General features: G+C 69.4%; 22 protein-coding genes. 8 read left to right on the forward strand and 14 right to left on the reverse strand.

Annotated elements, in window-relative coordinates:
• Nucleotides 1-90 precede the first annotated feature (90 nt).
• The 6 genes from N1028_RS13485 to N1028_RS13510 all read right to left on the reverse strand — a co-directional run bounded on the left by N1028_RS13485 (nucleotide 91) and on the right by N1028_RS13510 (nucleotide 6,561).
• Nucleotides 91-816, reverse strand: a complete 726-nt coding sequence (locus N1028_RS13485; RefSeq protein ID WP_259529819.1) for a DUF2510 domain-containing protein — start codon at nucleotides 814-816, stop codon at nucleotides 91-93.
• The gene (locus N1028_RS13490; RefSeq protein WP_259529821.1) at nucleotides 794-1,588 is read right to left on the reverse strand and encodes a hypothetical protein; all 795 of its coding nucleotides are present in this window, start codon (nucleotides 1,586-1,588) and stop codon (nucleotides 794-796) included. Before N1028_RS13490 ends, N1028_RS13485 begins: the two co-directional genes overlap by 23 nt.
• Nucleotides 1,589-1,815: 227 nt before the next feature.
• Complete coding sequence (locus N1028_RS13495; RefSeq protein WP_259529823.1) at nucleotides 1,816-2,784, reverse strand: sensor histidine kinase; 969 nt, start codon at nucleotides 2,782-2,784, stop codon at nucleotides 1,816-1,818.
• Nucleotides 2,781-3,497: a response regulator transcription factor gene (locus N1028_RS13500; protein ID WP_259529824.1), complete on the reverse strand. Its 717-nt coding sequence runs from the start codon at nucleotides 3,495-3,497 to the stop codon at nucleotides 2,781-2,783. Before N1028_RS13500 ends, N1028_RS13495 begins: the two co-directional genes overlap by 4 nt.
• Before the next feature lie 2 nt (nucleotides 3,498-3,499).
• A complete protein-coding gene (locus N1028_RS13505) occupies nucleotides 3,500-4,540 on the reverse strand; it encodes a hypothetical protein (protein ID WP_259529826.1) in 1,041 nt (346 codons plus the stop codon).
• A 263-nt stretch (nucleotides 4,541-4,803) separates the two neighbouring features.
• Nucleotides 4,804-6,561, reverse strand: coding sequence for a S8 family serine peptidase (locus tag N1028_RS13510; RefSeq protein WP_259529827.1), 1,758 nt, complete (start codon nucleotides 6,559-6,561; stop codon nucleotides 4,804-4,806).
• Between the two features lie 482 nt (nucleotides 6,562-7,043).
• Here N1028_RS13510 and N1028_RS13515 point away from each other — a divergent pair, with 482 nt between their 5' ends.
• The 3 genes from N1028_RS13515 to N1028_RS13525 all read left to right on the forward strand — a co-directional run bounded on the left by N1028_RS13515 (nucleotide 7,044) and on the right by N1028_RS13525 (nucleotide 9,858).
• Nucleotides 7,044-7,427, forward strand: coding sequence for a hypothetical protein (locus N1028_RS13515; RefSeq protein ID WP_259529828.1), 384 nt, complete (start codon nucleotides 7,044-7,046; stop codon nucleotides 7,425-7,427).
• 206 nt (nucleotides 7,428-7,633) lie between these two features.
• Complete coding sequence (locus N1028_RS13520) at nucleotides 7,634-9,211, forward strand: GAF domain-containing sensor histidine kinase (RefSeq protein ID WP_259529829.1); 1,578 nt, start codon at nucleotides 7,634-7,636, stop codon at nucleotides 9,209-9,211.
• Nucleotides 9,208-9,858: a response regulator gene (locus N1028_RS13525; RefSeq protein WP_259529830.1), complete on the forward strand. Its 651-nt coding sequence runs from the start codon at nucleotides 9,208-9,210 to the stop codon at nucleotides 9,856-9,858. The genes N1028_RS13520 and N1028_RS13525 overlap by 4 nt, the downstream gene beginning before the upstream one ends.
• Here the strand turns inward: N1028_RS13525 and N1028_RS13530 are convergent.
• On the reverse strand, nucleotides 9,846-11,696 hold the full coding sequence (locus N1028_RS13530; protein ID WP_259529831.1) for a thioester domain-containing protein: 1,851 nt from the start codon (nucleotides 11,694-11,696) through the stop codon (nucleotides 9,846-9,848). The genes N1028_RS13525 and N1028_RS13530 overlap by 13 nt on opposite strands.
• 182 nt (nucleotides 11,697-11,878) lie before the next feature.
• On the opposite strand from N1028_RS13530, the gene N1028_RS13535 reads away from it, so the two are divergent.
• Nucleotides 11,879-12,187: a hypothetical protein gene (locus tag N1028_RS13535; RefSeq protein ID WP_259529832.1), complete on the forward strand. Its 309-nt coding sequence runs from the start codon at nucleotides 11,879-11,881 to the stop codon at nucleotides 12,185-12,187.
• Here the strand turns inward: N1028_RS13535 and N1028_RS13540 are convergent.
• On the reverse strand, nucleotides 12,169-12,666 hold the full coding sequence (locus N1028_RS13540; RefSeq protein WP_259529833.1) for a universal stress protein: 498 nt from the start codon (nucleotides 12,664-12,666) through the stop codon (nucleotides 12,169-12,171). The two genes, N1028_RS13535 and N1028_RS13540, sit on opposite strands and share 19 nt — an antisense overlap.
• A gap of 131 nt (nucleotides 12,667-12,797) precedes the next feature.
• Here N1028_RS13540 and N1028_RS13545 point away from each other — a divergent pair, with 131 nt between their 5' ends.
• On the forward strand, nucleotides 12,798-14,660 hold the full coding sequence (locus tag N1028_RS13545) for a heavy metal translocating P-type ATPase (RefSeq protein WP_259529834.1): 1,863 nt from the start codon (nucleotides 12,798-12,800) through the stop codon (nucleotides 14,658-14,660).
• A gap of 14 nt (nucleotides 14,661-14,674) precedes the next feature.
• Here N1028_RS13545 and N1028_RS13550 read toward each other — a convergent pair whose 3' ends face one another.
• From N1028_RS13550 to N1028_RS13575, 6 genes are all read right to left on the reverse strand, one after another.
• Nucleotides 14,675-15,310: a response regulator transcription factor gene (locus tag N1028_RS13550; RefSeq protein ID WP_259529835.1), complete on the reverse strand. Its 636-nt coding sequence runs from the start codon at nucleotides 15,308-15,310 to the stop codon at nucleotides 14,675-14,677.
• 150 nt (nucleotides 15,311-15,460) lie between these two features.
• The gene (locus N1028_RS13555; RefSeq protein ID WP_259529837.1) at nucleotides 15,461-15,637 is read right to left on the reverse strand and encodes a hypothetical protein; all 177 of its coding nucleotides are present in this window, start codon (nucleotides 15,635-15,637) and stop codon (nucleotides 15,461-15,463) included.
• A gap of 86 nt (nucleotides 15,638-15,723) precedes the next feature.
• On the reverse strand, nucleotides 15,724-16,272 hold the full coding sequence (locus N1028_RS13560; protein ID WP_259529839.1) for a MarR family winged helix-turn-helix transcriptional regulator: 549 nt from the start codon (nucleotides 16,270-16,272) through the stop codon (nucleotides 15,724-15,726).
• Between the two features lie 92 nt (nucleotides 16,273-16,364).
• Entirely contained in the window at nucleotides 16,365-17,588 is a 1,224-nt protein-coding gene (locus N1028_RS13565) for an LLM class flavin-dependent oxidoreductase (protein WP_259529841.1), read from the reverse strand.
• The gene (locus tag N1028_RS13570) at nucleotides 17,585-18,931 is read right to left on the reverse strand and encodes an MFS transporter (RefSeq protein WP_259529843.1); all 1,347 of its coding nucleotides are present in this window, start codon (nucleotides 18,929-18,931) and stop codon (nucleotides 17,585-17,587) included. Before N1028_RS13570 ends, N1028_RS13565 begins: the two co-directional genes overlap by 4 nt.
• A gap of 45 nt (nucleotides 18,932-18,976) precedes the next feature.
• Nucleotides 18,977-19,753 (reverse strand): SDR family NAD(P)-dependent oxidoreductase, encoded by a 777-nt coding sequence (locus N1028_RS13575; protein WP_259529845.1) that lies wholly within the window; start codon nucleotides 19,751-19,753, stop codon nucleotides 18,977-18,979.
• A 163-nt stretch (nucleotides 19,754-19,916) separates the two neighbouring features.
• On the opposite strand from N1028_RS13575, the gene N1028_RS13580 reads away from it, so the two are divergent.
• Genes N1028_RS13580 through N1028_RS13590 form a run of 3 tightly spaced genes read left to right on the forward strand, consistent with a single transcriptional unit; the run spans nucleotide 19,917 to nucleotide 22,788 of the window.
• Nucleotides 19,917-21,017 (forward strand): zinc-dependent alcohol dehydrogenase, encoded by a 1,101-nt coding sequence (locus N1028_RS13580; protein ID WP_259529847.1) that lies wholly within the window; start codon nucleotides 19,917-19,919, stop codon nucleotides 21,015-21,017.
• Entirely contained in the window at nucleotides 21,014-21,787 is a 774-nt protein-coding gene (locus tag N1028_RS13585; protein ID WP_259529849.1) for an SDR family NAD(P)-dependent oxidoreductase, read from the forward strand. Before N1028_RS13580 ends, N1028_RS13585 begins: the two co-directional genes overlap by 4 nt.
• Complete coding sequence (locus N1028_RS13590; RefSeq protein ID WP_259529850.1) at nucleotides 21,787-22,788, forward strand: zinc-dependent alcohol dehydrogenase family protein; 1,002 nt, start codon at nucleotides 21,787-21,789, stop codon at nucleotides 22,786-22,788. The genes N1028_RS13585 and N1028_RS13590 overlap by 1 nt, the downstream gene beginning before the upstream one ends.
• The last annotated feature ends 26 nt before the right edge of the window (nucleotides 22,789-22,814 follow it).

Raw genomic sequence — 22,814 nt, forward strand, 5'->3', positions numbered from 1 at the left:
GGCTACCGTCCAGACTATCCAGGGCGCAGCACGTTCCCGTCGCACCTGCCTACCGCAGGAGGAGGACGAGCAGGCAGATGCCGCCGATCGTCACCACTTGTACTTCTTCCAATGCCCCTTCACGTACGTGCCGTCCTTGCGGTAGTAGCCCTCGTGGTACTTGTGCGGATTCGGGTTGGTGGTCTTGTTGGTCATCCCCGACTTGCGCTCGTAGCCGCCCTTCGAGCCCGATCTCCCTGATCCGGATCCGGACCCCGATCCGCCCTTGGAGGAAGAGGAGGAGGAGGCGCCGCTGGACAGGATCATGGCGGTCGCGATCAGCAGGCCGCGCCTGTCGCGCCGTCCGCCGTTCGAGGGCGGTGCGGCGGGGGCATACCCGGCGACCTGGGCGGGAGGCCGGCGACCTGCCGGGTACTCGATGGACTCGAGGCGACGTGCCCGGCGGGCCAGCACGACCGCGGAGACGACACCCACGCCGCAGGCGGCTGCAGCCACGATCAGTGTGACTGCGCTGGTGAACCCGATGCCGTAGAGGACGGACATGCCCACCAGCCCCAGCTGGCTGACGGCAGCGGCTCCGCCGACGACGATCAGGATCCAGGAGACCACGATCCCCGTCACGAGTGCACTTCGCTTCGCCCGGTAGTCGGAGACCAGTCCTGCGGCCTCGCCTGGTTGCAGGATCCGGGGCGCGACGTGGGTGGTCCAGGAAGAGCCGTCCCAATACCTGAGCTGGGTGGGGTCGGCGCTGTCGATGTGCCACCCGGCGGCGGCAGAACCGGAGGACTCCCGCTTACAGGCTGTCAACTCGCTCATCCTCCTCGATGGTGTTGGCCAGCGGGCTGAAAACGAATGCGCCGTCGATGTATTCGCCCGCGAAGGCTGTCGAGAAGTCGACGTCCCACGATTCGTCCTCAGCCTGAAAGAGGCCGTCATCGTGGTGGTAAGAGACGTGCATCATGCCGACCTGTGCGTCGTCCGACCAGATCGAGAGCGGATTCTGGTCCGGACTGTTGTTGTAGGCGAGGGAGTAGGTGGGAAGCTCGATCAGCTCCCATACGGCGTCGGAGTCGTATCCGTTGGAGTTGTTCCGCCAGTTAGGGCATTCGAGGGCCCGGGTGGACGCCGGTGCAGAGAAGCAGGCCGTCAGGAAGGCCGTCATGGATTCCTCGAAATCGGTCGTCAGTGCGGGGGTGGGGAGGATGTCGCTGGTGTCGAACGACACCGTGCCGGGGGGACTGCTTTCCTCGTCGATGGTGAAGAACGTGTTGTCCGCGGGGATGGCGACGGAGTACGTGCCGGGGAACAGGGGGTAGGACGATGTGTTGTAGGTCCCGTCGACGGCGCCCTCGACGGCGGTGCCGTTGACCTCGACGACCGGGACGGCCTCGCCGAACGGGAAGCTGAGAACCGAGTAGACCCCGCTGGTCCCGGTGACGACCCACTTCCCCTCCGACTTGCCGAAGGTGAACGACGCATCAGTCTTCGCGCCATCGACCGTGTAGCTGGCATTCACCGTCGCGACCGTCGGCTCCTCTCCGTCCGGAACGGGCGAGGTGGCGGGTTCGAGCACGACCACGTCGTCCACTCCGCCCGCCCCCGCGAGCACATCGGCGGTGAGGAGCTCCGTCTCGGCCGAGTCCGGCCGGGCGATCGAGAGGGCCCTCTCGGCGTCTCCCGCATTCACAGCTTCGAAGTAGGATCGCACGATCTGGTCGGGCTGATCGCCGCCGCCAGCGCCGGCACAGGCCGTGAGTGCGCCCGCCGAGACGGCGAGGACCGCCAGTGCCGTCAGGGAGCGTGTGAAGGGTCGTCTCATGATGTTCTCCTTGCTGTGGATTGGTCTGCCAGGGGGAGTGTGAGCTGAACGAGGGTGCCCTCGTCGAGCCGAGAGGTGAGCGTCACCTCTCCGCCGTGCTGCTCGACGATGGTCTTGACGAGCGCGAGGCCGAGCCCGGATCCCGCGATCCCCTCGCTGTTGCGGGCGCGAGCGAGCTCCTCGAACACGAGGGCGGTCTCGTCCTCCGCGATGCCGATACCGGTGTCTGCGATGTCGAGGACCGCGAAGCCTCTGCTCTGGTGCGCCCGGACCTCGATCCGGCCACCCCGCCGTGAGTACTTGACCGCATTGAGGATCACGTTCGTGATGGCGATGAAGAGGAGATCCGGGTCGGCGAGCACGAGTGGCAGCGGCCACGGGGCTCGGGGGAATGCGACCGTGAAGCTGACGAGACCTGCCGTCGCCTCGACCTCGGCCAGGGCGCGGGCCTCGTCGATCATCGCCTCGAGGTCGACGTGCTCCAGATTCTCCTTCTGCACGAGCAGTCCCGAGACCTTCCTGAGATCGTCGAGGAGCTTGGAGAGGCGTGCCGTCTGGTGGCGGATGCTCGTGAGCTCCTCGCGCATCCCTGGTTCGTCGATGTTCGCGACCACCGCTCTGATGGCCGTGATCGGGTTCTTCATCTCGTGGTCGAGTCTCGACAGGAAGCGGCGATGCGACTCAGCCGCATCCACCGAGGCCTGGGTGCGGCCCTGCTCGAACCGCCGACGGGAGAGAGCGACGAGGAGCACTGGTGCGGCGATCACGAGGCTGAGTGCGGTCCCAGCCAGAACGGGCACCGCGGAGAGGGCCGTTCTGGTCACGATCTCGGCCGTGGTGCCTGTGAGGGCGACGACGAGAGAGGCCAGCAGCCCGATCGCCGCCGGTATCAGGATGATCCCGACGAGTCTCAGCCGGCGGTGGGAGGTGGACACGGTGCGAGACCCGGTGCGCGATGCGCTCATGCGCGTTCCACCAGTCCACAGAACCGATAGCCGCCACGCGGGATCGTCTCGACGAACCGCGGTGCATCGGGATCGTCGGCCAGCGCCCGCCGGATCTCGGCAATGCGGTGGTCCACAGCCCGGGTGGCCACGGCGAACTGGTAACCCCACACCTCGTTCAGGAGGAAGTCCCGGGAGAAGACCTCACCGGGATGGGTGATGAGGTAGTCGAGCAGCGCATACGCCTTCGGGGTGAGGGTGACGAGGCGGGATTCGAGGGCCGCCGATCGTGCCGTGCGATCGACCGAGAGCGGGCCGCTCCGGAGCGACCGCGCTGACTGCAGCGGCTCGACCTGGCCGCCTCGTCGCCGGAGGACGGCGCGGGATCGGGCCAGGAGCTCCTGAGGATCGAAGGGCTTGTTGAGGTAGTCATCGGCGCCCTCCTCGATGGCGGTCGCCCTCTCGGACGACTCGCCGGTGCGTGTGAGGAGGATGACGGGTGTCCAGTCGCCGCCCGCTCGCAGAGCACGCAGGACCTGACGGCCGTTGAGCTCCGGCATCATGACGTCCAGGATGACGAGGTCCGGCTTCGCGACGGCCACCTGGACGAGCGCGGCCGCACCGTCCGCCGCGCTCACCACGTGGACTCCTGCGCGATCGAAGAAGGCGCCGAGGTTCTCGCGGATGGCGTCATCGTCGTCGACGATGAGCACCGTCCAGTTCTCGAGCGGCATGGTCAGAACCGCAGTGAGACGTCTGAGGCCGAGACCGGTCCGAAGCTTGCGTTCTGGTCGGGCAGGCCAGGAACCTCGAAGTACGCGCTGCTCTCCGTGCTGAGAGTGAAATCGGTGGAGGCGGGGTCAGCGAGGAACACGACCTGCGTGGGCCAGAAGGTGTCGCCCTGCTGCACCGAATCCGACCGGGCTCCGGCCTGATCGGTCAGCCACGCGGTGTTCTGACCCTCGACCTTGTTCAGAGCGGTGCCCTCGGAGACAGTCCACTCCGGCGGCTGCAGTTCGAGCACGACCCAGGCCTTCGTGCCGTTCTCCGCCCATCCGAGTTCGGTCGTCCACGGGGCTCGCTGAGCGCCGTCGACGCTGTAGCGGTAGGTGGCTGTCGCAGACGTCCCCGGGACCTCTCGACTGACGATCGCGTTCGCCACCGTCGCGTCTCCGGCTCCTGTGTACCAGGCCTCCGCGATGCCGATGCTGGTCCTCTCTCCGCTGTCGAGGGAGACCGTCTGGGTGACGCCGTCGATCTTCAGACCGAGCTCGACGGTGTCGGCGTCCTCCGGCACGGAGGCGATCACCGTTCCCACGCCGGGTTCGATGGCTGTGTTGGCCGGGAAGGCTCTGCCGTCGACCAGGACGATCACGGTCGACGCGTCGAGGGCGCCGTCGACGTCGAAGGTCGCCGCACGCAACTGCTGGCCCTCGGCAGCGGTCTCCCCGGTGGGCGTGGCCTCGAGGGTGCCGACCTCGTCGAGGCTGAGGGTGACGTCGCCCGGGAGGATGATCGAACCGGTGGGGGGTGCCGTCGTGGAGTCGTCGAGCGCGACCGCGTTCGAGAGCACCTCCACCTCGTTCTCCTTGAGGTTCCTCGCGGCCGGTTCAGGCGTGCTGGACCCACCGGCGGCGCCTGCTGCTCCCGGGTTCGCGCTCGACGTCGCCGAGACGCCCTCGAGCGAGACCGAGCAGCCGGTGAGCGCGAGCGTCGAGGCGAGGGCGAATGCTGCTCCGGCCGTGGTGATGAGGCGGCGGTGAAGTGTCTTGGTCATGTGATCCCCCTGGTGCGGATGGGCCGGCGATCGGCCCTGAGACGACGGTAGAGTCGCCGCCGGTGCGGTGGGGTATCACCGTGTCGCAGCCTTGTCGCAGAACGGGTACAGGTGCGCCGAGCGGTGGCCTGACCTGTGGTGCGCGCAAGGCGAACCGCCCTGTGCGCAGCACGGCGAGTCCCCCGAATGGAGCGTATTGCCTATAGGACAGGTGTAGATCGAAGTTCTGCAACGCTTGGGACACGATTGCGGAAAAGTGATGATCAGGCCGTGCGGATTCGCACACGACGCGCGATCACGAGAACGAGCCCGGTCGTGACTGCGAGGAGTCCCGACAGCAGCCCGACGGCTGGTCCGGATGCGTCGGCGCCGGTGGCCGCCAGCGTGGCGGCCGGTTGCGCGGCCGGGACCGGAACCGGCGCGGGAGTGGGAGTCGGCGCGGGCAGCACCGCCGCCACTGCTCCGACCGCATCGACGAGACCGGCGCCCGAGAAGCGTGTCGCCGGGAGCGACGCGTCCCAGGGCGAAGAAAAAGCGTCGGGACGCGCGGACGACTCCAGGGCCGCGCGCAGCTCGGCGGGCCCAGCGGCCGGGTCTGCCTGCTTCACGAGCGCGGCCACCGCCGCGACCGTGGGGGCAGCGGCCGAGGTTCCGCGGAAGGTCAGCGACGAGCCGCCTCCCAGGGGGAAGCTGATGGGGAGCGCATCGAGGCCCGCGACGGCGGGGCCCGGGACGACGGTCGGCGACGGCACGCCGAAGAGCGTCACCGACGGCCCGGCCGACGAGTAGGTCTCCAGCCCGAGGGTGCCCGCATCGACGGCCGCCACCGCGATGGTCGACGGATCGGCTTGATGCCCCACGAGCGACGACCCGACGGTGTCGGTCTCCGTGGAGCGGAAGTGCTCGAGGTCGACGAGCTCGTTGTGGGAGTCGCCGTCGAACAGGATCGCCACGGGCGGCACCCCGGCGGCCTCATCGAGGCGCCGCACGATGCTGATCCCCTGGGCGTCGGCTGCGTCGTCGCCGAGGTTCGTCACGCCCGCCCGCATCCGGGGCGCGCCGCCCTCCTCGGCCCACCGGAACCCGGTCTCGCCGGCGGCCGGGTCGGTCACGGCGAGGCCGAACTGCGTGGTCACCGCATCCGACGGCTCGCCCCAGAAGAACTCGAAGCCCACGTCCGTGTTCGGCGGCAGCGTAGCCGTCAGCTCCGGATCGGCTCCCGCGCCGGCGTCGAAGTCCAGGCAGTCGACGGGCACGCCCGCCTGCTCGGCCACCGCCGCCGGGCACTCGGTGGGACGGTACTCCAGCGTCGACCAGCTCGAGATGGGGAACCCCTCGCTGGGGTAGCCCGCCACCCCGACCTCACCGTAGTTCCCGGCCGCCGCGAGGTACAGGATGCCCGCCTCCACGGCCTCCTCGACCGCCACGGCGGCCGATCCGCGCTCGAAGAACAGGTCGTCGTCAAGCCCCACGTCGTCGACGATGATGTCGACCCCGGCTTCGCGGAGCAGACGGATGGACTCGACCATCTGGTCGTTCGACCCGCCCGTCGAGGCGAACAGCAACTCGGCGCCCGGCGCGACTCCGTGCAGGAGCTGGGCCATCGCGCGGCCCTCGTCGGTCGATCCGGCGCCGCCCTCGGCGACCACCCGCACGGGCTTCTCGTAGCCGCAGGGGTTGCCCGGGCCCGGCAGCACGCCCGCGGCCACGTCGTCGGCGGCCGTGGGCACGGGGCCGGTGTCGAACGAGTCGGAGATGATGCCCACGCGCACCCCGCTGCCGTCGACCCCGAACGCGGCGGCGGCCTCGCTCGCGCGCAGCAGCTCGGCGGCGGGGGTGGCTGGGGCGTCGGCGGCGCGGCAGGAGGTGGGCGCCGCGGCGGCTGCTCCGGGTGCTGCCGGTGCCGCGTTCACCGCCGATGCGCTGCTCACCGCCGGTGCCGCGATCAGCAACCCCGCGACGACGGCCCCTCCGGCCACCCCCGCCATCACCCGTCGCATCGACAGCAGGCGCACAGACATGATCGTTTCCCCCCGTATGGATGTGGGGAGACTCTAGCGGCGCAGGCGCGGCGCTCTGCCCCTGGCATCGCGAATCCACGAAGAAGCCCGTGCCCGGACGTCACCTCCTTCGCACGTGAGGGATCGACGAGGGGCGCGGTGCTCGGGACCTAGTCCTCTGCCTGCAGCACGTGATCGGACGATCCTGGGATCTCGCGGAACAGGCGGTCTCGAATCGCACGTCACAGAGAACGGAGCAAGGACATGATCACGGTGTGGGACCTCGACGGGTGGTGGAAGGGACGCCCACGGATCGCCGGCGGACGAGATCGGCAAGGCGAAGGCGCTCCTGCACGACGGTGCGATCGGGCCTGACGAGTTCGCCGCGATCGAGAGCCGGGCACCTGCGGCTCCTGCTGGCTGTCGCGTTGGCATCGACGGCGCTCGGGGGCTGCGCGGAGGTTCCTGCGACTCCGTCGGTCGCGACCCGCCCCGCTGACGACGTGGGTTCCTCGTCCGGAGTCGAACCGGCGCCCGAGTCGCCACCGGCGACGGTGGGCTCGTTCTCCGGCGTCGGACCGTCGGTCGTCGAGATCTCGGCGCCACCTTCGGGCTCGCTCCCGGACGCCGACGGGGCGACTCCGGCACACCTCTGGGTGCGGTTCACGTTCGATTGCGATGGCGTGGGGGCCTACACCGTCATCCCCACGGCGGACCGGCGTCTCGGCGCCCGGGGCGTGGGCTGCGGCCTCGGCGTGCCCCTCGCCTATTCCTACCGGGTGGAGGGGAGTGCGCTGCCCGGGTCCCTCATCATCACCGTCGACGAGGACGCGAGGTGGACGCTCGATGTCACTGCTGCCCTCGGCTCCGATGCGGACAGCCGTTGAGTGTTCGTCCTCCGGGCCGGGCCGGGCCGGGCCGCGCCGTCGCCGAGATGGGACCTTGTGCCCTACCCGGCGCGCGCCGGTCGTCGGACGCTGAAATCGTGGCCCGGGGCTGAACGGAACTCCCGGACGACGACTGCGGTGCCCGATGGCGACATATTTTCTACAGGTGTATACCGGGAAGCAGATTCTCAAGGGGGAGGAGCACAATGAGGACGGACGTCGACCTCTGGAGTGAGTACGACCTCGATTCCGACAGCATGGCGCGGATCCACGTGGCAGCCCAGCAGGTCGTGTCCGAACTCGACCTCGAGCTCGTGCTGGTGCGCTTCGTCGAGAGGGCCGCCGCCCTCGTGGGCGCCAGGCGCGGAGCGTTCGGCGTGCTGGGGCGGGACGGGGCCTTCTACCGGTTCGTCTTCTACGACGAGCCCGGCGGAGAGGGTCTCTCGCCGCACTCGCCCTTCGACGGTCTCCATGCCGGTACCAGGCCCCGCGACGCGTTCGTCGACGGCCCCCACCTCCGCGCATCCGTGGAGTCCGGGGGCACGCTCGTGGGGACGCTGTTCCTGGCGGGGCCAGCGAGCGGATCCTTCAGCCGTGAGGACGATCATCTGACGCGCGCCTTCGCGGGTGTCGGTGGTGTCGCGATCGAGAACGCGCGACGGTATGACGACTCGGCTCGGCGCATCCGGTCGAGTCTGGCGCTCTCGGAATTGAGCGCGGAACTGCTGGCGGCGTGTTCGGGCGAGATCTACGACGCCGTTGCGAGGAACGTCGAAGCGGTCGTGCCGTCTGCCTTCGTCACCGTCGTTCGCCCGCTCCCGCCCGGGGATCAGTGGCGCGTCGAAGCCGCCGTGGGCCTGAACGCGCCGGCCCTTCTCGGTGGCGTCTACGCCCGGAAGGACAGTCTCGCCGAACGGGCGTTCGCTTCGGCGACCCTCGCGGTCTCATCCGGCCCCCACGAGATCTCCGTGAACGGCGTCGCGAGCCGATTCTCCTGTGTCATAGCCGTTCCCCTGGTGACCAGCGAAGGCGTCACAGCCGTCATCCACTTCGCGCGTGGGCCGGGCAGTCCCTGGTTCCACGACGATGAACTCGAGTGCTTGTCGGACTTCGGGGTGCGGGCGGGCCGGGTCGTGGAATCGGCTTCGACCGAGTTCAGCAGGCAGCGCCAGGCCGTCGTGGACGAACGGAGCCGTATCGCCCGAGACCTGCACGACACGGTCATCCAGCGGCTCTTCGCCATCGGACTCAACCTCCAAGCGCTCGGCTCGGTGAACCCCCTTCTGGGAAGCGACATCGACGTCCAGACCCGGCAGATCGACTCCGCCATCATCGATCTCCGTTCCACCGTCTTCGAACTCGCCCACCGGGCTTCTGCGACGGCGATCGACGTCCGTCGACGCATCATCCGGCTGTTCACCGAATACGCGACCAACGTGGAGGTGGTGCCCCATGTGACGTTCCGTGGTCCTCTCGATGTCGTGCTCCCCCCTGGTCTCGCTGACGACATCGTCGCCGTGGTGCGGGAAGCGGTGTCGAACATCCAGCGGCACGCGGAGGGTGCGGCCGAGAAGATCAGCGTCGACATCGGCGGTACGGGCGTTCAGGTCGTCATCGACGACATCGGCGCGGGGATCGATCCGTTCGCCGGCCCGGGCGGCGGAATGCGCAACCTCTCCGAGAGGGCCCGCCGGCGGGGCGGGACGTTCGAGGTGCTGCGACGCTCGCCGCAGGGGACTCGTGTCCGGTGGAGTGTTCCTCTCGAAAGCGAGCCGGGCACATGATCAGGATCTTCGTCGTCGACGACCACGAGATGGTCAGGGCCGGGGTCTGCCTCCTCATCGACCGGGCTTCTGACATGGTCGTCGTCGGTGAGTCGGGCTCCGCGGGGCGCACGGTGGCGCTCGTCGCCGCCACGCGGCCCGACGTCATCATCCTCGATGTGAACCTGCCCGACGGCAGCGGGATCGAACTCTGCCGGGAGCTGCTCTCGCTGCACCCGGAGCTTCGCTGCCTCATGCTGACGGGGTACGGCAGCCGAGACGCCGCCGCGGCAGCGACCCTCGCAGGTGCTTCCGGGTACGTGCTGAAGACGGTGCATTCCGGCGACCTGGTCGAGGCCATCCGCCACGCCGCGAGCAGCCCGCGCCGTCTGAGGCAGAACGGGAGCCCGCTCGCCTCGGGGGCGGCTGCCGCGAAGCCGTTCGCCATCGCAACCGCCCCCGCCGGCGGATCCCCCGAGCCGGAGCTCACCCATCGTCAGCACCAGGTGCTCGTGCTGATCACGGACGGGATGAGCAATCGGGAGATCGCTGCAGCGCTGGGCCTCAAAGAGAAGACCGTCAAGAACTACGTCTCCGGACTCCTCGCCAATCTCGGCATGGCGAGCAGAACCCAGGCGGCGGTCTACGGAGCCCGTCATCGCCCCTGAGGCGCCGTTCGGCGGCGGCGCACGACCTCACGGAGGGTGAAGGCGAATCCCGCGATCACAGCGAGCACGGCCACCCCAGCGGGTCCCCACGGAATCTCCGATCCCGTCGACGCCAGACCCGTAGGACCGTTGCCACCGGGTGCCGCAGGGTGGCTGGGGCGGTCGGGGACCGGCGGAGCGGGCGTCACCGGCACGACCGGTTCGACGGTGTTCGTGACGACCGCTTCGGTGGTGCTCCCTGGCTCGATGAGTGCGTTGACCGGTCCGCTGGTCTCGACCAGGACGAGCGACGAACGCCCGTCTTCCGGCTCGGTGATCGTGCACTCTGCGCCCGCAGGGAGGTCGGGGTACTCCGCCGCATACTCTCCGGCCGGGCTCCCCGCGGGTATCACGACAGTCGTCTGCAGGGACGGCCCGCAGTCGACATCCAGCACGATCTCGCCTTGGAGGCCGGCGGCCGATCCGTCGATCACCTTCTTGACGACGAGGGAACCGGGTCGGAACTCGACGGTGTTGACGATCTCGATGGATGCTCCGTCGTCGGTGATGACCGCGTCCTGTGGTGCGTCGCTGGTCACCACCACGGCCGCGGTCTCCCCGGTGACCGGCTCGGTGACCGTGCAGACCGCTCCCACCGGGATGCCGGGGAACGTGAAGGTCTGCGCCTCACCCGTCTCGGCGACCACGTCGGCGTCGAACGTGTAGCCCTCACCGCAGTCCACCTCGAGGCGGCCTGCGGCCTGCTGACCGGCCGCGGCTCCGACGAAGCTCTTCGTCACCGTGAGCTCGCCCACGGCGAAGAACTCCGCCGTGGCCTGTGCGGTCGCGTCGAGCTCCGCGGTCTTCGCCAGGATGAGTCTCTGCGCGTCTGCCAGACCGGGGGTCTCGCCGTCGTAGAGGTAGACCTCCCCGGTCTGGACCGTCACCACGGCCCGTGCTCGCAGCACCGGCTCCTCGGTGGCTCCGGGATCGCTCCGCAGCCACACATCGGTTCCGCTTGCGACGGTGCTGGGGTTGGCGAGCGGTTGCGTGGCGGCCTCATCGGCGAACAGGCTGACTCCCTCCGGCGCGGAGATCGTCACATCGGCTGCGCCTTCGGCGGCGACCCGGTAGGGGCCTGCGCTGGCGCCGATCGGGGCGGATGCGGTTGCGGGGGTGATGGTGAGGTCAGGCGCGGGAGGCTCCTCCAGAGGCCCCGCCACCTGTGCGGCGGTCACGATCGCTGCCGCCGCGGCGCGGACCGCTGTCGAGGAGGAGGACACGAGGTAGTTGTCGGTGAAGTACCAGATCGCGGCCTGCACGGCTGCGGCTCTCTGGTTGGCGGTGAGGCCGCTGGGCTGATCCGTCGTGGGGTAGTAGGAGTTCAGGATGTAGGTCACGTACCCGATGTTGGGAACGTTGGATTCCGCCCAAGTGCCCGACTCGTACCCGATGCCGCCCTCGGTGGCCACCCTGAGGTTGATGCAGTACATCTCCGCCGTCAGCGAGGGGTCGGAGACACTGGCGGTGACGATCGTGCCAGCGAAGTTCGAGACGGGCTGGTATCCGGAAGCGGGGTCGCTCACCGGATACGGGGTCAGCGGATCGATGGGGGTCGTGTCGTCAGGCTCGAAACCCTGGATGTTCTGACCCGGGCCCGTCCCGACGAGGCGGATCTCGGTGTCCGGCCCGATCGCCGGCTCGATCGCGGGAATGGCCTCTTCGATGTGGGCCCAGGCGCTCTGGCCCGCAGGGAGCACGAGTGCTGCCGAGGCGAGCACAGCCAGTGCGGAGACGAGCGTCGCGCGAAGCGCTGCTCTGGAGCGTCGGAGCGGCCTGCCGCCTCGGGGAGTGTTCATCTGCGCCTGCCTTCTCAGTTTTCCGCGTGCACACTCGTGCGGCGGATCGCACCATGGCGATTCCAGTGAAGCTACGCAGACTCGGCACCTCGTCACAGAGTCTTTGGTCCTGCCCGAGGCACGGGGCACCGCCGGGACCTTCGGCCCTGCCCGCCCGAGCGGGAATGACGCAGGTTGGAGTCATGGTCACGATCGTGCGGGTGCTGCCTGAGGGCTGGCTCTTCCGGGACGCCGTCTGCAGCGACAACGAGGTCGGTGGGCTGCTCGGCTACGTGCACGAGGACGAGACCGGCTTCGAGGCGGTGTGGATCGCCCCGATACCCGCGAGTGAGCACTTCGACGCGCTCGAAGCAGTCATCCGGGCCGCCGAGTCGCGGTGCGCCAGCCGTTATCGACCCACGGGACCAAGGCCCGTGCCGCCGGAGGTGAACCGGAACATCTCCGGCTCAGCCGTCTCGACGCCCGGCGGCGTTCAGCGATCGACCCCGTGATCGGTGCGGGGAGGGCGAGATACGAGCACCGGACAGAAGGCGTGGCGGACGCACCGCTCACTCACCGAACCCAACGTCGCCGCCGCGAACCCGCCGAGACCCCGGGAACCGACGACGATCATCCTCGAACTCTCCGACAGCAGCACGAGGGTCTCCGCGGGTCGGCCGAGCGCGGCCAGATAGTCGACCTCGACGGTCGGATGCGAGGCCCGGAGCCGGCCGACCCCGAGAACGAGCGCGGCACGTTCACGAGCGCTGACCTCCGGAAAGCTCAGCACGTACCCGTCGTCGAGCAATTTCGCCGGCGGGTAACCGATCTGCCAGGTGCGAAGAATGGTCACCCGGCCGCGAAGGGCTTCCGCCAGCTCCAGAGCGAGCGCGAGCGCCCGGTCTGCTCCCTCCGATCCGTCATGACCGACGAGGATCGATCCGTCGGTCATCGTCAGGTCTTCTCCGTGGGGCGAGGAGTATGTCGTCATGGCTGTTCTCGATTCTGTCGATCCGAAGGCTAGGGAGTCCCGGGGCGGGAGACCGGGACTTTCGTCCCCGAGGTCGAACCGGGGGCGTTCTACCGTGGGACGGAACCGGCGATCCGGCCGGAGGATCCGACGTGGGGGGACCCAGAGCGATGATGCGACCGTCGGCCCTGCTGATCTCCACCGGGTTGGTCACCGTGTCGACACTCCTGCTCGTCCTGTGGGGGCAGGGGGATGCGGCGCGAGTGGTCGCAACGGTCTTCGTGCTGGCGGTGGCCGTGCTCGAGGCCTCACGGATGGTGCGTCGCCTGATGCAGGGTGCGGTCGGTGTCGACGTGCTCGCCGTCACCGCGATCGTGGCGACCGTGCTCGTGGGGGAGATCGCCGCCTCGATGATCATCGTGCTCATGCTGACCGGGGGAGAGGCGTTGGAGCAGTTCGCCCGCGCCCGTGCCCAGCGCGAGCTGACTTCGCTGTCGGAACGCGCGCCGCGATTCGCCCATCGACTCTCCCCCTCGAGCAGCGGCGCGGGAAGCGACGTCGTGGTGGGCGAGGTGAGTCCCGGTGACCTCCTGCTGGTGAGGCCGGCCGAGATCGTGCCGGTCGACGCGGTGCTCGCGCCGGGCAGCGACGCCACCTCCTTCGACGAGTCCCCGATCACCGGAGAGAGCCTCCCCCGGCGGATCGGCCCCGGTGAGCCGGTGCTGAGCGGGACGATCAACGGACCGTCGGCGGTGCGGATCATCGCCACCCGGGACGCCGCCCACAGCCAGTACCAGGGCATCGTGCGACTTGTCGAAGCCGCAGCGTCGCACCCGGCTCCGGTCGTGCGCCTGGCAGACCGATTCGCCCTTCCGTTCACCGTGCTGGCCCTCCTCATCGGCACGGCGGCCTGGCTCCTCTCGGGCGACCCCGTGCGGTTCGCCGAGGTGCTGGTACTGGCCACACCGTGCCCGCTGATCCTCGCGGCGCCGATCGCGTTCCTCGCCGGGATGAGCCGCTCCGCCCGCAATGGTGCGGTCGTGAAGGGCGGAGCCGCACTCGAGCGCCTGTCACGGGTTCAGACAGTGGCCTTCGACAAGACAGGGACCTTGACGGAGGGCCGCGTGTCGATCGCCGAGGTGCGGGTGCAGCCGGGGTTCGAGGAGCCGCTGGTGCTCCGACTCGCCGCCTCGGCGGAACAGTACTCGAGTCACGTCCTCGCGACGGCGGTCATCGACCTCGCCCGCGCGCGGCACCTCGATCTGGCCGACTCCGACGTCGCAGACGAGGACGCGGCGTCGGGGGTCCGGGCCCGCGTTCTCGGGTTCGACGTGCTCGTCGGGTCGCTCGCCTTCGTGTCCGCCCGGGCGTCGGACGTGCTGGCCACCCCGCTCAGGCCGGGAGAGCTGGCGATCTATGTGGGTCTCGACGGGCGGTTCGCCGGTGCCATCGTGGCTCGCGACAGACTCCGGGTCACCGCGGCTCCGACCGTCACCGCGCTGCGGCGTCTGGGTGCCAGGCGCATCGTGATGCTCACGGGAGACGCCCCCTCGACCGCGGCAGCGATCGCCGAGGAGGTGGGGATCGACGATGTCCGGGCCGAATGCCTCCCCGCCGACAAGGTGACGGCTGTGCACGGGATGGAAGACCGTCCCGTGCTCATGGTGGGCGACGGGGTGAACGATGCGCCTGTGCTCGCCGCGGCCGACGTGGGCATCGCCCTGGGCGCCCGTGGGGCGACGGTGGCGAGTGAGGCGGCCGACGTCGTCATCCTGGTCGACGACCTCCACAAGGTCGTGGACGTCGTCCGGATCGGGCAGGACAGCGTCCGCATCGCGCTGCAGAGCATCTGGATCGGCGTCGGCCTGAGTCTCATCCTGATGGTCGTCGCGGCGTTCGGACACATCCCCGCCGTGCTCGGGGCCGGCATCCAGGAGCTCGTCGACCTCGTCTGCATCTTCAACGCCCTGAGGGCGCTGCGCGATCCGGCCGGGCATCGAGGCGACCGGCTCTGATCGGAGAGTTCTTCTCAGAGTTCGTCCTTGTGCTCGAACCCGAGGACCGCCGCCTGGGTGCGCCGCTCCAGGCCGAGCTTGCGGAGCACGTGGGACGCGTAGTTCTTGACGGTCTTCTCCTGCAGCCCGAGCCTCGCCCCGACTTCGCGATTGGTCAGTCCGTTCGAGATCAGACCGAGGATCTGACGCTCTCGCAGAGTGAGGGCGCCCAGCCTCGGATCGTTCGGCACGGCCGGATGGGCAGGATGAGGGACGACACCGGGCGAAGAGGGGCGCCGCAGATTCCGTCCGGCGGCGACGGCGGTGACCGCCTCGACGAGGTCTCGACCCAGGACGTTCTTCGCGACGTACCCGGCTGCGCCGGCATCGAGCGCCGCGTCGATGGCGTCGTCGTCGACGTGCGCACTGAGGATGATGCAGCGGAGCGCTGGAAGTCGCTCGTGGAGATCCCGGCAGAGGTCGATCCCGCTGCCATCGGGAAGCCTCAGGTCGAGCACGGCGACATCCGGTCTGGTCGCGACGATCCTGGAGAGCCCCTGCGCGACGGTGGAGGCCTCGGCGATCACCTCGATGCTGCCATCGGCCTCCAGCACGGCAGCGATGCCCGTGCGCACGATCTCGTGGTCCTCGACCAAGGCTGCGCGGATCATGGCCGACGGACGATGAGAGCCGGGCGGTCGGCGACCCGCAGTGCTTCGATCGGAGTCGCTCATGACTCCAGGATGGGCCTCAGCGGGACGGCGATCTCGGGCCGAAAGTCCCATGGTGCGGGAAGCCGCTGACGACTCCGTCCGGCTGCATCAGTCGGAGGATGCCGGGCCGTCCCCGGCCGCCTCGGTGCCATCGTCGTCAGAGAGCTCCACGCGTTCCTCGGCATCGACCGTCGGAGGCACGAGCGGCTGCGACTCATCGGCGAGATCGACCTCCCGTTCGTCGTCGGGAAACGCCGACCACGATCCGCGACCGTCATCACTCACTGGGGCCTCCACTCGTCCGGATGGTGCTGACTTCCACCGTAAGGAGGATCACGACGCTCCGGTAGGGGCTTCGGTCACCGCCGTGGTCAGAGCTCGTCGGGCAGAGCGGGGATCTCGCCCCGGCGCAGCCGCTCGGCCAGGTCGCGCGCGCTGTCGGCGAAGCGAGCGGCATAGGCGGCGAAGTCCTGGATCTCCTGCTCGGTCCAGCCGCGCGTGAGTTCGGTGATCTGCATGTCGCCGGCCGCGTAGAGCCGGCGGGAGGCCCGCTCGCCCGTCTCGGTGAGGTGGATGCGCACCGACCGCTTGTCGCTGGTCTCGTCGCGGCGTTCGACGAGGCCGCGCGATTCGAGACGATTGATGATCTTGCTCACGTTCGAGCGCCTCATCGCGAACATGTCGGCGAGGTCCATGGGCCTGAGAGCGCCTCGGTAGCCGAGCGCCCACAGCACGTTGCTCTCGCCCAGGTCGAGGTCGGGCATCGCGAGGTGAGCGATGTCGAGGGTGTACTCCGGCATGGCCCAGATCGTCTTGATGGCGCCGAGCGCGGCCAGGATGTCGGAGCGATAGGGGATCTGGTCGGCGCCCGGGAAACTCGATCCGGGCGACCCGGCGAGCGGACGTTCGCGTTCAGACATTCCAGCCTTCCCGAGCGATCCGCATGCCGTCGATTCTACGCGACGGCCGAATGCGGGATCCGCCGCCCGCGACGCGCGGGCGGCGGCCCCGGTCACCGCAGCGGCACCGCGGCGCCCTCCCCGTAGTACTCCTTCGTGGCCTTCGTGATGGCGGCGGCGGCACCCGCCCCCAGCTCCGCGGCGTGGGCGTTGTGATACTGCAGGCTCGCCACCCGGCCGCGGTTCGACCGGCGGAAGTGCGGGATGACCTCCTCGGCGAACAGCTCGTACGACTTCTTGGTGGCGTCCCAGTCGGCCATGTCGTAGTGGATCACCAGGAAGCTGCCGAAACCACCGGTCTTCTCGATCAGCGCCTCGATGGCCTCGATCGCCTCGTCCGGCGTGCCGATCACCGCCGAGCCGAACGAGGGCCAGCCCTCGCCCCTCAGCTGATCCGTCGCCGACTGAGCGTCGCGCGCCCACGGGAACGTCACGCCCGACACCTGCTCGAGGTAGTCGGTGTGGTGCAGCACCTTGCGCCGGATGGCGCGGTCCGCGTCCTCCCGGCTCTCGGCCAGGAACATGGGGGTCACCACGCGCCAGTTGCGGCGCGTGGCGTCGTAGCCGTTGGCCAGCGACTCCTTCTCGTAGACGTCCCAGTTGCGGTCGAGCGCGTCGAAGCCCGCCTTGTCGCCGGCGGCCAGGGAGAACAGCGAGGCGCCGTGCTTGGCGGCGAGCACGGATCCGGAGGGCGACACGGTCGACGCCACCGCGATCTCGATGCCCTCGGGGCGCACGGGCTGGAGCTGCGCCCGGCCGTCCTTCAGCGTGAACCAGTCCGTCTCCATGTTCACGACCTCGCCCCGCAGCAGCCGGGTGACGGCCTCGAGCGACTCGCCCTGCATGCGGCGCTGGTCGACCGGGTCGATCCCCATCATGATCGCGTCGACAGGGAGCTTGCCTGGGCCGACACCGAGGATGACCCTGCCGTTGGTCTGGTGGTCGAGCTGCGCGATGCGATCCGCGACGAGCAGGGGGTGGTGATACGGGAGCGAGACCACACCGGTGCCGAAGGTGATGCGCGACGTGCGCTCGGCCGCCGCGGCGATGAACAGCTCGGGCGACGGGATGTTCTCGATGCCGCTCGAGTGATGCTCTCCCATCCAGTACTCGTCGAAGCCGAGCTCGTCGGCCACCTGGGCGAGTTGGATGTCGCGCCGGATCTGCAGGGTGGGGTTGCCGTTCAAGGGGTGGTACGGCGCCTGGAAGATGCCGAACTTGATGGTGGCGGGGTCGAAATCACCGAGGTTCGGAGAGAGTGGGTTGAGGGGGGTCATGCGTCTGTCCTTTCCGTGACAGGTGTCTGTGAGATGGAGGTGCCGTCGGCGCTGATCTTGCGCAACCGGACTTCCTTGGAGATGAGCACCGGGATGATGGCGAAGGCGAAGATGCCGGCGCCCACCCACCAGATCGGGCTGAGCTGCGCCAGTCCGGTCGCTCCGGTGTCGATCCAGCTGCCGCTGTTGCTCACGATGAACCAGCCGACGGCCACCTGGAGCGCTGCGGCGATGCCGTTGAGCGTGCCCGTGACCTCGGGCCGGGCGATGCCGGCCCAGTAGCCGTTGACCGTGCCCCAGAAGAAGGGGTCGCAGAGGTAGGCGAAACCGGCGATCATGAACGCCCAGATGAACCAGGGCGATCCCGGGAACAGTGCGGCGAATCCGTAGCCGACGACGCCGCAGAGCGGGCCGATGATGAGCCATGGCTTCGTGCGCGACTTGAAGAACCGTTCGACCAGCTTGCCGTGCAGGAGTCCCACGCCCACCGGCACGAGACCGATCAGCGGGGTGGCCAGCGCCACGACATTGGGGTCGACCTTCTCGATCGTGATGAGGCCGTAGGGCAGCCAGGTGCCCGAGAGCCAGGTGGCCGACGTGGCGAACGCCGTCGCGATGCCCATGGTGACGATGCTCGGCTTCTTCAGCGCCACCAGCACCTCGCGCACCGAGAGCTTGGGCTTGGTGGTGCCGTCGAACCCGGCCCGGATGGCCGCGGTCTCGACCGCGCTGATGCCGCGCAGCTTCTCGGGCACGTCGGCCACGAAGATGATCAGCAGCACGAGCGCGGGCACGCCGAGCGCCGCGATCACGAAGAACGCCTCGCGCCAGCCGAAGGCGGTCGCCAGCGGATAGGCGATGAGGGGCGCGCAGATGCCGGGCAGCAGGGTGGAGCTCATCCAGACGGCCGTGGCCTTGGGGCTCATCGAGCCGGGGTACCAGCTCGAGATGATGCGCTGGCTGGGCGCCCAGAGGAAGCCGAAGAAGACGCCGAAGATGAGGTTGCGCCAGTAGAGCTCGTCGTAGTTCTGCACGAGCGCCATGGAGGCCGAGAGCACCGTGACGCCCACGACGCAGATGATGAGCATCTTCTTGGCGCCGAAGCGGTCGGAGAGCACGCCGGCCAGCAGGAGCATGGGGAAGTAGCCCAGCAGATAGCTGGCGGAGGCCTGCGCGATCTGCTCGGTGGTGAGCCCGAGGTCGGCCGACCAGAACGGGTTCAGCAGCCCGAACTTCGCCACGTCGAGCCAGACGATGAAGTTCACCGCCAGGATGATGAAGAACAGGAAGCCCCGTTTGCCGGACAGGAGCCTGTCGGGCTTGAAGGTCGATGCAGTGGACATTAAATCTCCTTTGATTTCGTCGGTGCGGATCGGGTGGTGCGGGGGTCAGACGGCGGTGTAGCCGCCGTCGACGGGGAGGACGGCGCCGTTGACGTAGCCGGCCAGAGGGGATGCGAGGAAGACCGAGACGGCCGCGATCTCCTCGGGGGTGGCGAGACGACCCAGCGGGGTCGTGGCCGACATGGCCTTCTTCGCCTCGGGGTTCTCGACGATCGCCCGGATCATCGGGGTGTCCACACCACCGGGGCAGATGCAGTTCACCCGGATGCCCCGGGGCGACCATTCGGCGGCGATCGAGCGGGTGAGTGCGATCAGTCCGCCCTTCGTGGCGGTGTAGGCATCGGCTCCGGTGAGCCCCACGAGGCCGTTGATCGACGCGATGTTGATGATGACGCCGGAGCCCTGCTCCGCCATCCGGGGCAGCACCGCCGCGGCGCAGAGCGCCGGGCCGGTGAGGTTGATCGCCAGGATGGCGTTCCAGTGCTCCAGCGGTGTGTCGACCACATTGGCCATGGTGAGGCGCGCGTTCTCGCTGAAGCCGACGGCGGCGTTGTTGACGAGCACGTCGACGCGGCCGTATCGGCCGACGACGGCGTCGAAGGCCGCGTTCACGGCCTCGGCGTCGGCGACGTCGACCTCGACGGCCATCGCGTCGTGCCCGCCCGCGCGCAGCTCCTCGGCCGTCTCCTCCGCCGCCGCGCCGTGCCGATCGGCGACGATCACGACCGCCCCCTCCTCGGCGAACAGCCCGACAGTCGCCTTCCCCTGGCCGCTGGCCGCGCCGGTCACGAACACGACCGATCCGTTCAAACGGGTGTCCACAGATCTCCCTTCTCGTCCCCGACCGGAAAGCGCTGCATCACTCGACAGCGAGTGGCAGGGGAGTTAGTGTCTCTTCGACACCAAATCTGATGTCGCTGCGACACTACATGTAATGTCGCCGCATAACCAGATTGAGTTTCATCGACCGAACGAAGGAGTTCCGATGACCATCCAGACCAGCCGGATCGAGACCACCCGGGCGCAGACCATGACCGCGGCCGTCTACCGTGAGCCGGGCGTCATGACGATCGAGCACGTCGAGGTGCCCGACCTCGGCCCCCGGGACGTGCTCTTGCGGGTGACCGCGTGCGGCATCTGCGGCTCCGACCTGCACAGCTTCAAGAAGGGCCTCTACGTCGAGCCCGGCCAGGTGCTGGGGCACGAGTTCGTCGGCACGGTGGAGCGCACCGGCCCCGAGGTCGAGGGGATCGCGGAGGGCCTGCGCGTCACCGGGTTCACCATCGGCACCTGCGGGGAGTGCTTCTGGTGCGAGCGCGGCGACTACGGGCTGTGCCCCGAGATCTTCTCCCGCTCGATCGGGTACGGCCGGGCCGGCGCGTTCGCCGACTTCGTGGTGATCGAGCGGGCCCAGCTCGGCCTCAACGTGTTCGAGGTGCCGGAGGGCATCGACGACCTCAGTGCGGCCACGATCGAGCCCGTCGCCGTGGCCGCCGGAGCCGTGGGCGCGGCGGAGATCGGCCCGGGCGACAAGGTCGTGGTGCTGGGGGCGGGGCTCATCGGCAACGTCTGCGCGCAGATCGCCAAGGCGCGGGGGGCGGAGCGCGTCGTGGTGATCGACATCAACCCGCTGCGGGTGCAGGCGGCTCTCGATCACGGTGCCGACGCGGCGTTCGACGCCCGATCCGGTGATGCGATCGAGTGGGTGAAGAGCGAGCTCGGGGTGGGCCGGTACGCCTTCAACGAGGGCGCGATGGCCGACGTGGTGATCGAGGTGTCGGGAGCGCCGTCGGCGGTGACCCAGTCGTTCGAGATGGTCCGCTCCGGCGGCACCATCGTGTTCGTGGGGCTCCCAGAGGTCGCCGCCCCCGTGGACACCACCAAGATCGTGCACAAGCAGCCGAAGATCATCGGATCGCTCGCAGGCGACTTCGCGGCGGCGATCGAGCTGCTCGACAGCGGCGAGGTGGTGACCCGCGATCTGGTCGACCGGGTGCGCGGCCTCGACGACGTGCAGAGCGCGTTCGACGACGCGACCACGGTGCGCGACATCATGAAGACCGTCATCAGGATCGGCGACCGATGAGCACGATCGCCGTGACCGGCGCCGCGCAGGGCATCGGCGAGGCCGTGGCGAACCGGCTCGCCGCCGAGGGCCTCGACCTGGTGCTCGTCGACCGGCAGGCCGAGCGTCTCGGGGAGGTGGCGGACCGTCTGAGGAGCACCGGCGTCGAGGTCGCCACCCGGGTGGCCGATCTCTCGGTGGCAGCCGAGGTCCACGACCTGACGGCGTCGCTCACGCACGTCGACGGTCTCGTCAACGTGGCGGGCATCGGCCTCATGTCGACCTTCGAGGAGCTCGAGCTGAGCCAGTGGGAGCGCACGTTCGCGATCAACGTCACCGCCACCTTCATCCTGTGCCAGGGGGTCGGTGCTGCCATGGCCGCTCGCGGCGCCGGGCGGATCGTGAACATGGCGAGCATCGCGGGCAAGCGCGGCAGCGCCACCCTGGCCGACTACTGCGCCTCGAAGGCCGCGGTCATCTCGCTCACGCAGTCCGTCGCAGCCGCGCTCGGCCCGAACGGTGTCACCGTGAACGCGGTGTGCCCTGGCCTCGTCTGGACGCCGATGTGGGAGGCGACCGGATCGTGGGTGGCCGCGAACACGCCGGCGCTCGCCGAGGCGGGCGCGAGCAACCACGACGCGTTCCTCGCGACCGTGAAGGCCTCGACGCCGCTGCAGAAGCCGACGCGGGTCGAGGACATCGCGGCCGCCGTGAACTTCCTGCTCTCCGACGACGCATCGCTCATCACCGGGCAGGCCGTGAACGTCGACGGCGGGATCGAGGTGCACTGATGGAACCCCCCGCAGGTGTGAACCGCACCGTCATGCAGCACCGGACCGGCGACCCGGGAGTCGTCGCCGAGCTCGTCGAGACCCCGGTGCCGCGACCGGGGGAGGGGGAGCTCCTCGTCGAGCTCGTCGTGGCGCCGATCAATCCGGCCGAGATCCTCATGCTGCAGGGGGCCTACGGCTATCGCGACACGACACCGCCCCTGCCGCGGGCGGCGGGCATCGAGGGCGTCGGCCGGGTCGTCGGCGGAGCGACGGCGATCGTGCCGGAGGGGTCGCTGGTCTCGCTCGCCGGGAGCCGCGGCGTCTTCAGCGACTACCGCGTCATCCCGGCCGCCTCGGCGCTCGTGCTGCCCCCGACGGTCGATCCGGACACCTTCGCCGTGAGCTTCGTGAACGTGCAGGCCGTGCTGCTGATGCTGCACGAGTGGCCCGAGCTCGAGGCAGGGGACGTCATCATCCAGAACGCGGGCAACTCGGCCTATGCCAGGGTGCTCGACGCCGTCGCCTCCCGCCGCGGGTTCACCGTGGTGAACGTGGTGCGGAGCGAACGGAGCGCCCTCAGCGTGGAGGACGAGCTGAACGGGCCGGTGCTCGTCGACGGGGAGGACCTCGACGAGAGGGTGCTGGCGGTCACGGGCGGCTCGCGGCCACGGGTCGCGGTCGACGCCGTCGGAGGCGCCGCCACGGGGCGGCTGACCGAGACGCTCGCACCGGGAGGACGGGTCGTGACCTACGGTCTCCTCTCCGGGGATCCCGTGCAGGTCGACACGCGGATCGTCGTCTTCAACGGCGTGCGCGTGGAGGGGTTCTGGATGCCCCGCTCGATGGCGGCGGCGCCCGCCGACCTGCTGCCCGGCATCGCGGCCGAAGCGATGGAGATCATCGCCGGGGGCGGTTTCGCCGTGCCCATCGCCGCGCGCATCGGCCTCGCCGGCATCGCGGAGGCGCTGGCCCTCGCCGAGCAGGGAGGCCGCGACGGGAAGGTCGTCGTGACCCGCTGAGACCGCCGCACGACCGGACACGAGCA

The sequence above is a fragment of the Herbiconiux oxytropis genome (genome assembly GCF_024979315.1).
Classification (GTDB): Bacteria; Actinomycetota; Actinomycetes; order Actinomycetales; family Microbacteriaceae; genus Herbiconiux; species Herbiconiux oxytropis.

Excerpts from the sequence above, each read along its gene's own strand:
- N1028_RS13485 (WP_259529819.1), bottom strand. The coding sequence starts at position 816 with ATGAGCGAGTTGACAGCCTGTAAGCGGGAGTCCTCCGGTTCTGCCGCC.
- N1028_RS13495 (WP_259529823.1), bottom strand. The coding sequence starts at position 2,784 with ATGAGCGCATCGCGCACCGGGTCTCGCACCGTGTCCACCTCCCACCGC.
- N1028_RS13500 (WP_259529824.1), bottom strand. The coding sequence starts at position 3,497 with ATGCCGCTCGAGAACTGGACGGTGCTCATCGTCGACGACGATGACGCC.
- N1028_RS13505 (WP_259529826.1), bottom strand. The coding sequence starts at position 4,540 with ATGACCAAGACACTTCACCGCCGCCTCATCACCACGGCCGGAGCAGCA.
- N1028_RS13510 (WP_259529827.1), bottom strand. The coding sequence starts at position 6,561 with ATGTCTGTGCGCCTGCTGTCGATGCGACGGGTGATGGCGGGGGTGGCC.
- N1028_RS13520 (WP_259529829.1), top strand. The coding sequence starts at position 7,634 with ATGAGGACGGACGTCGACCTCTGGAGTGAGTACGACCTCGATTCCGAC.
- N1028_RS13525 (WP_259529830.1), top strand. The coding sequence starts at position 9,208 with ATGATCAGGATCTTCGTCGTCGACGACCACGAGATGGTCAGGGCCGGG.
- N1028_RS13530 (WP_259529831.1), bottom strand. The coding sequence starts at position 11,696 with ATGAACACTCCCCGAGGCGGCAGGCCGCTCCGACGCTCCAGAGCAGCG.
- N1028_RS13535 (WP_259529832.1), top strand. The coding sequence starts at position 11,879 with ATGGTCACGATCGTGCGGGTGCTGCCTGAGGGCTGGCTCTTCCGGGAC.
- N1028_RS13540 (WP_259529833.1), bottom strand. The coding sequence starts at position 12,666 with ATGACGACATACTCCTCGCCCCACGGAGAAGACCTGACGATGACCGAC.
- N1028_RS13550 (WP_259529835.1), bottom strand. The coding sequence starts at position 15,310 with ATGATCCGCGCAGCCTTGGTCGAGGACCACGAGATCGTGCGCACGGGC.
- N1028_RS13560 (WP_259529839.1), bottom strand. The coding sequence starts at position 16,272 with ATGTCTGAACGCGAACGTCCGCTCGCCGGGTCGCCCGGATCGAGTTTC.
- N1028_RS13565 (WP_259529841.1), bottom strand. The coding sequence starts at position 17,588 with ATGACCCCCCTCAACCCACTCTCTCCGAACCTCGGTGATTTCGACCCC.
- N1028_RS13570 (WP_259529843.1), bottom strand. The coding sequence starts at position 18,931 with ATGTCCACTGCATCGACCTTCAAGCCCGACAGGCTCCTGTCCGGCAAA.
- N1028_RS13580 (WP_259529847.1), top strand. The coding sequence starts at position 19,917 with ATGACCATCCAGACCAGCCGGATCGAGACCACCCGGGCGCAGACCATG.
- N1028_RS13585 (WP_259529849.1), top strand. The coding sequence starts at position 21,014 with ATGAGCACGATCGCCGTGACCGGCGCCGCGCAGGGCATCGGCGAGGCC.
- N1028_RS13590 (WP_259529850.1), top strand. The coding sequence starts at position 21,787 with ATGGAACCCCCCGCAGGTGTGAACCGCACCGTCATGCAGCACCGGACC.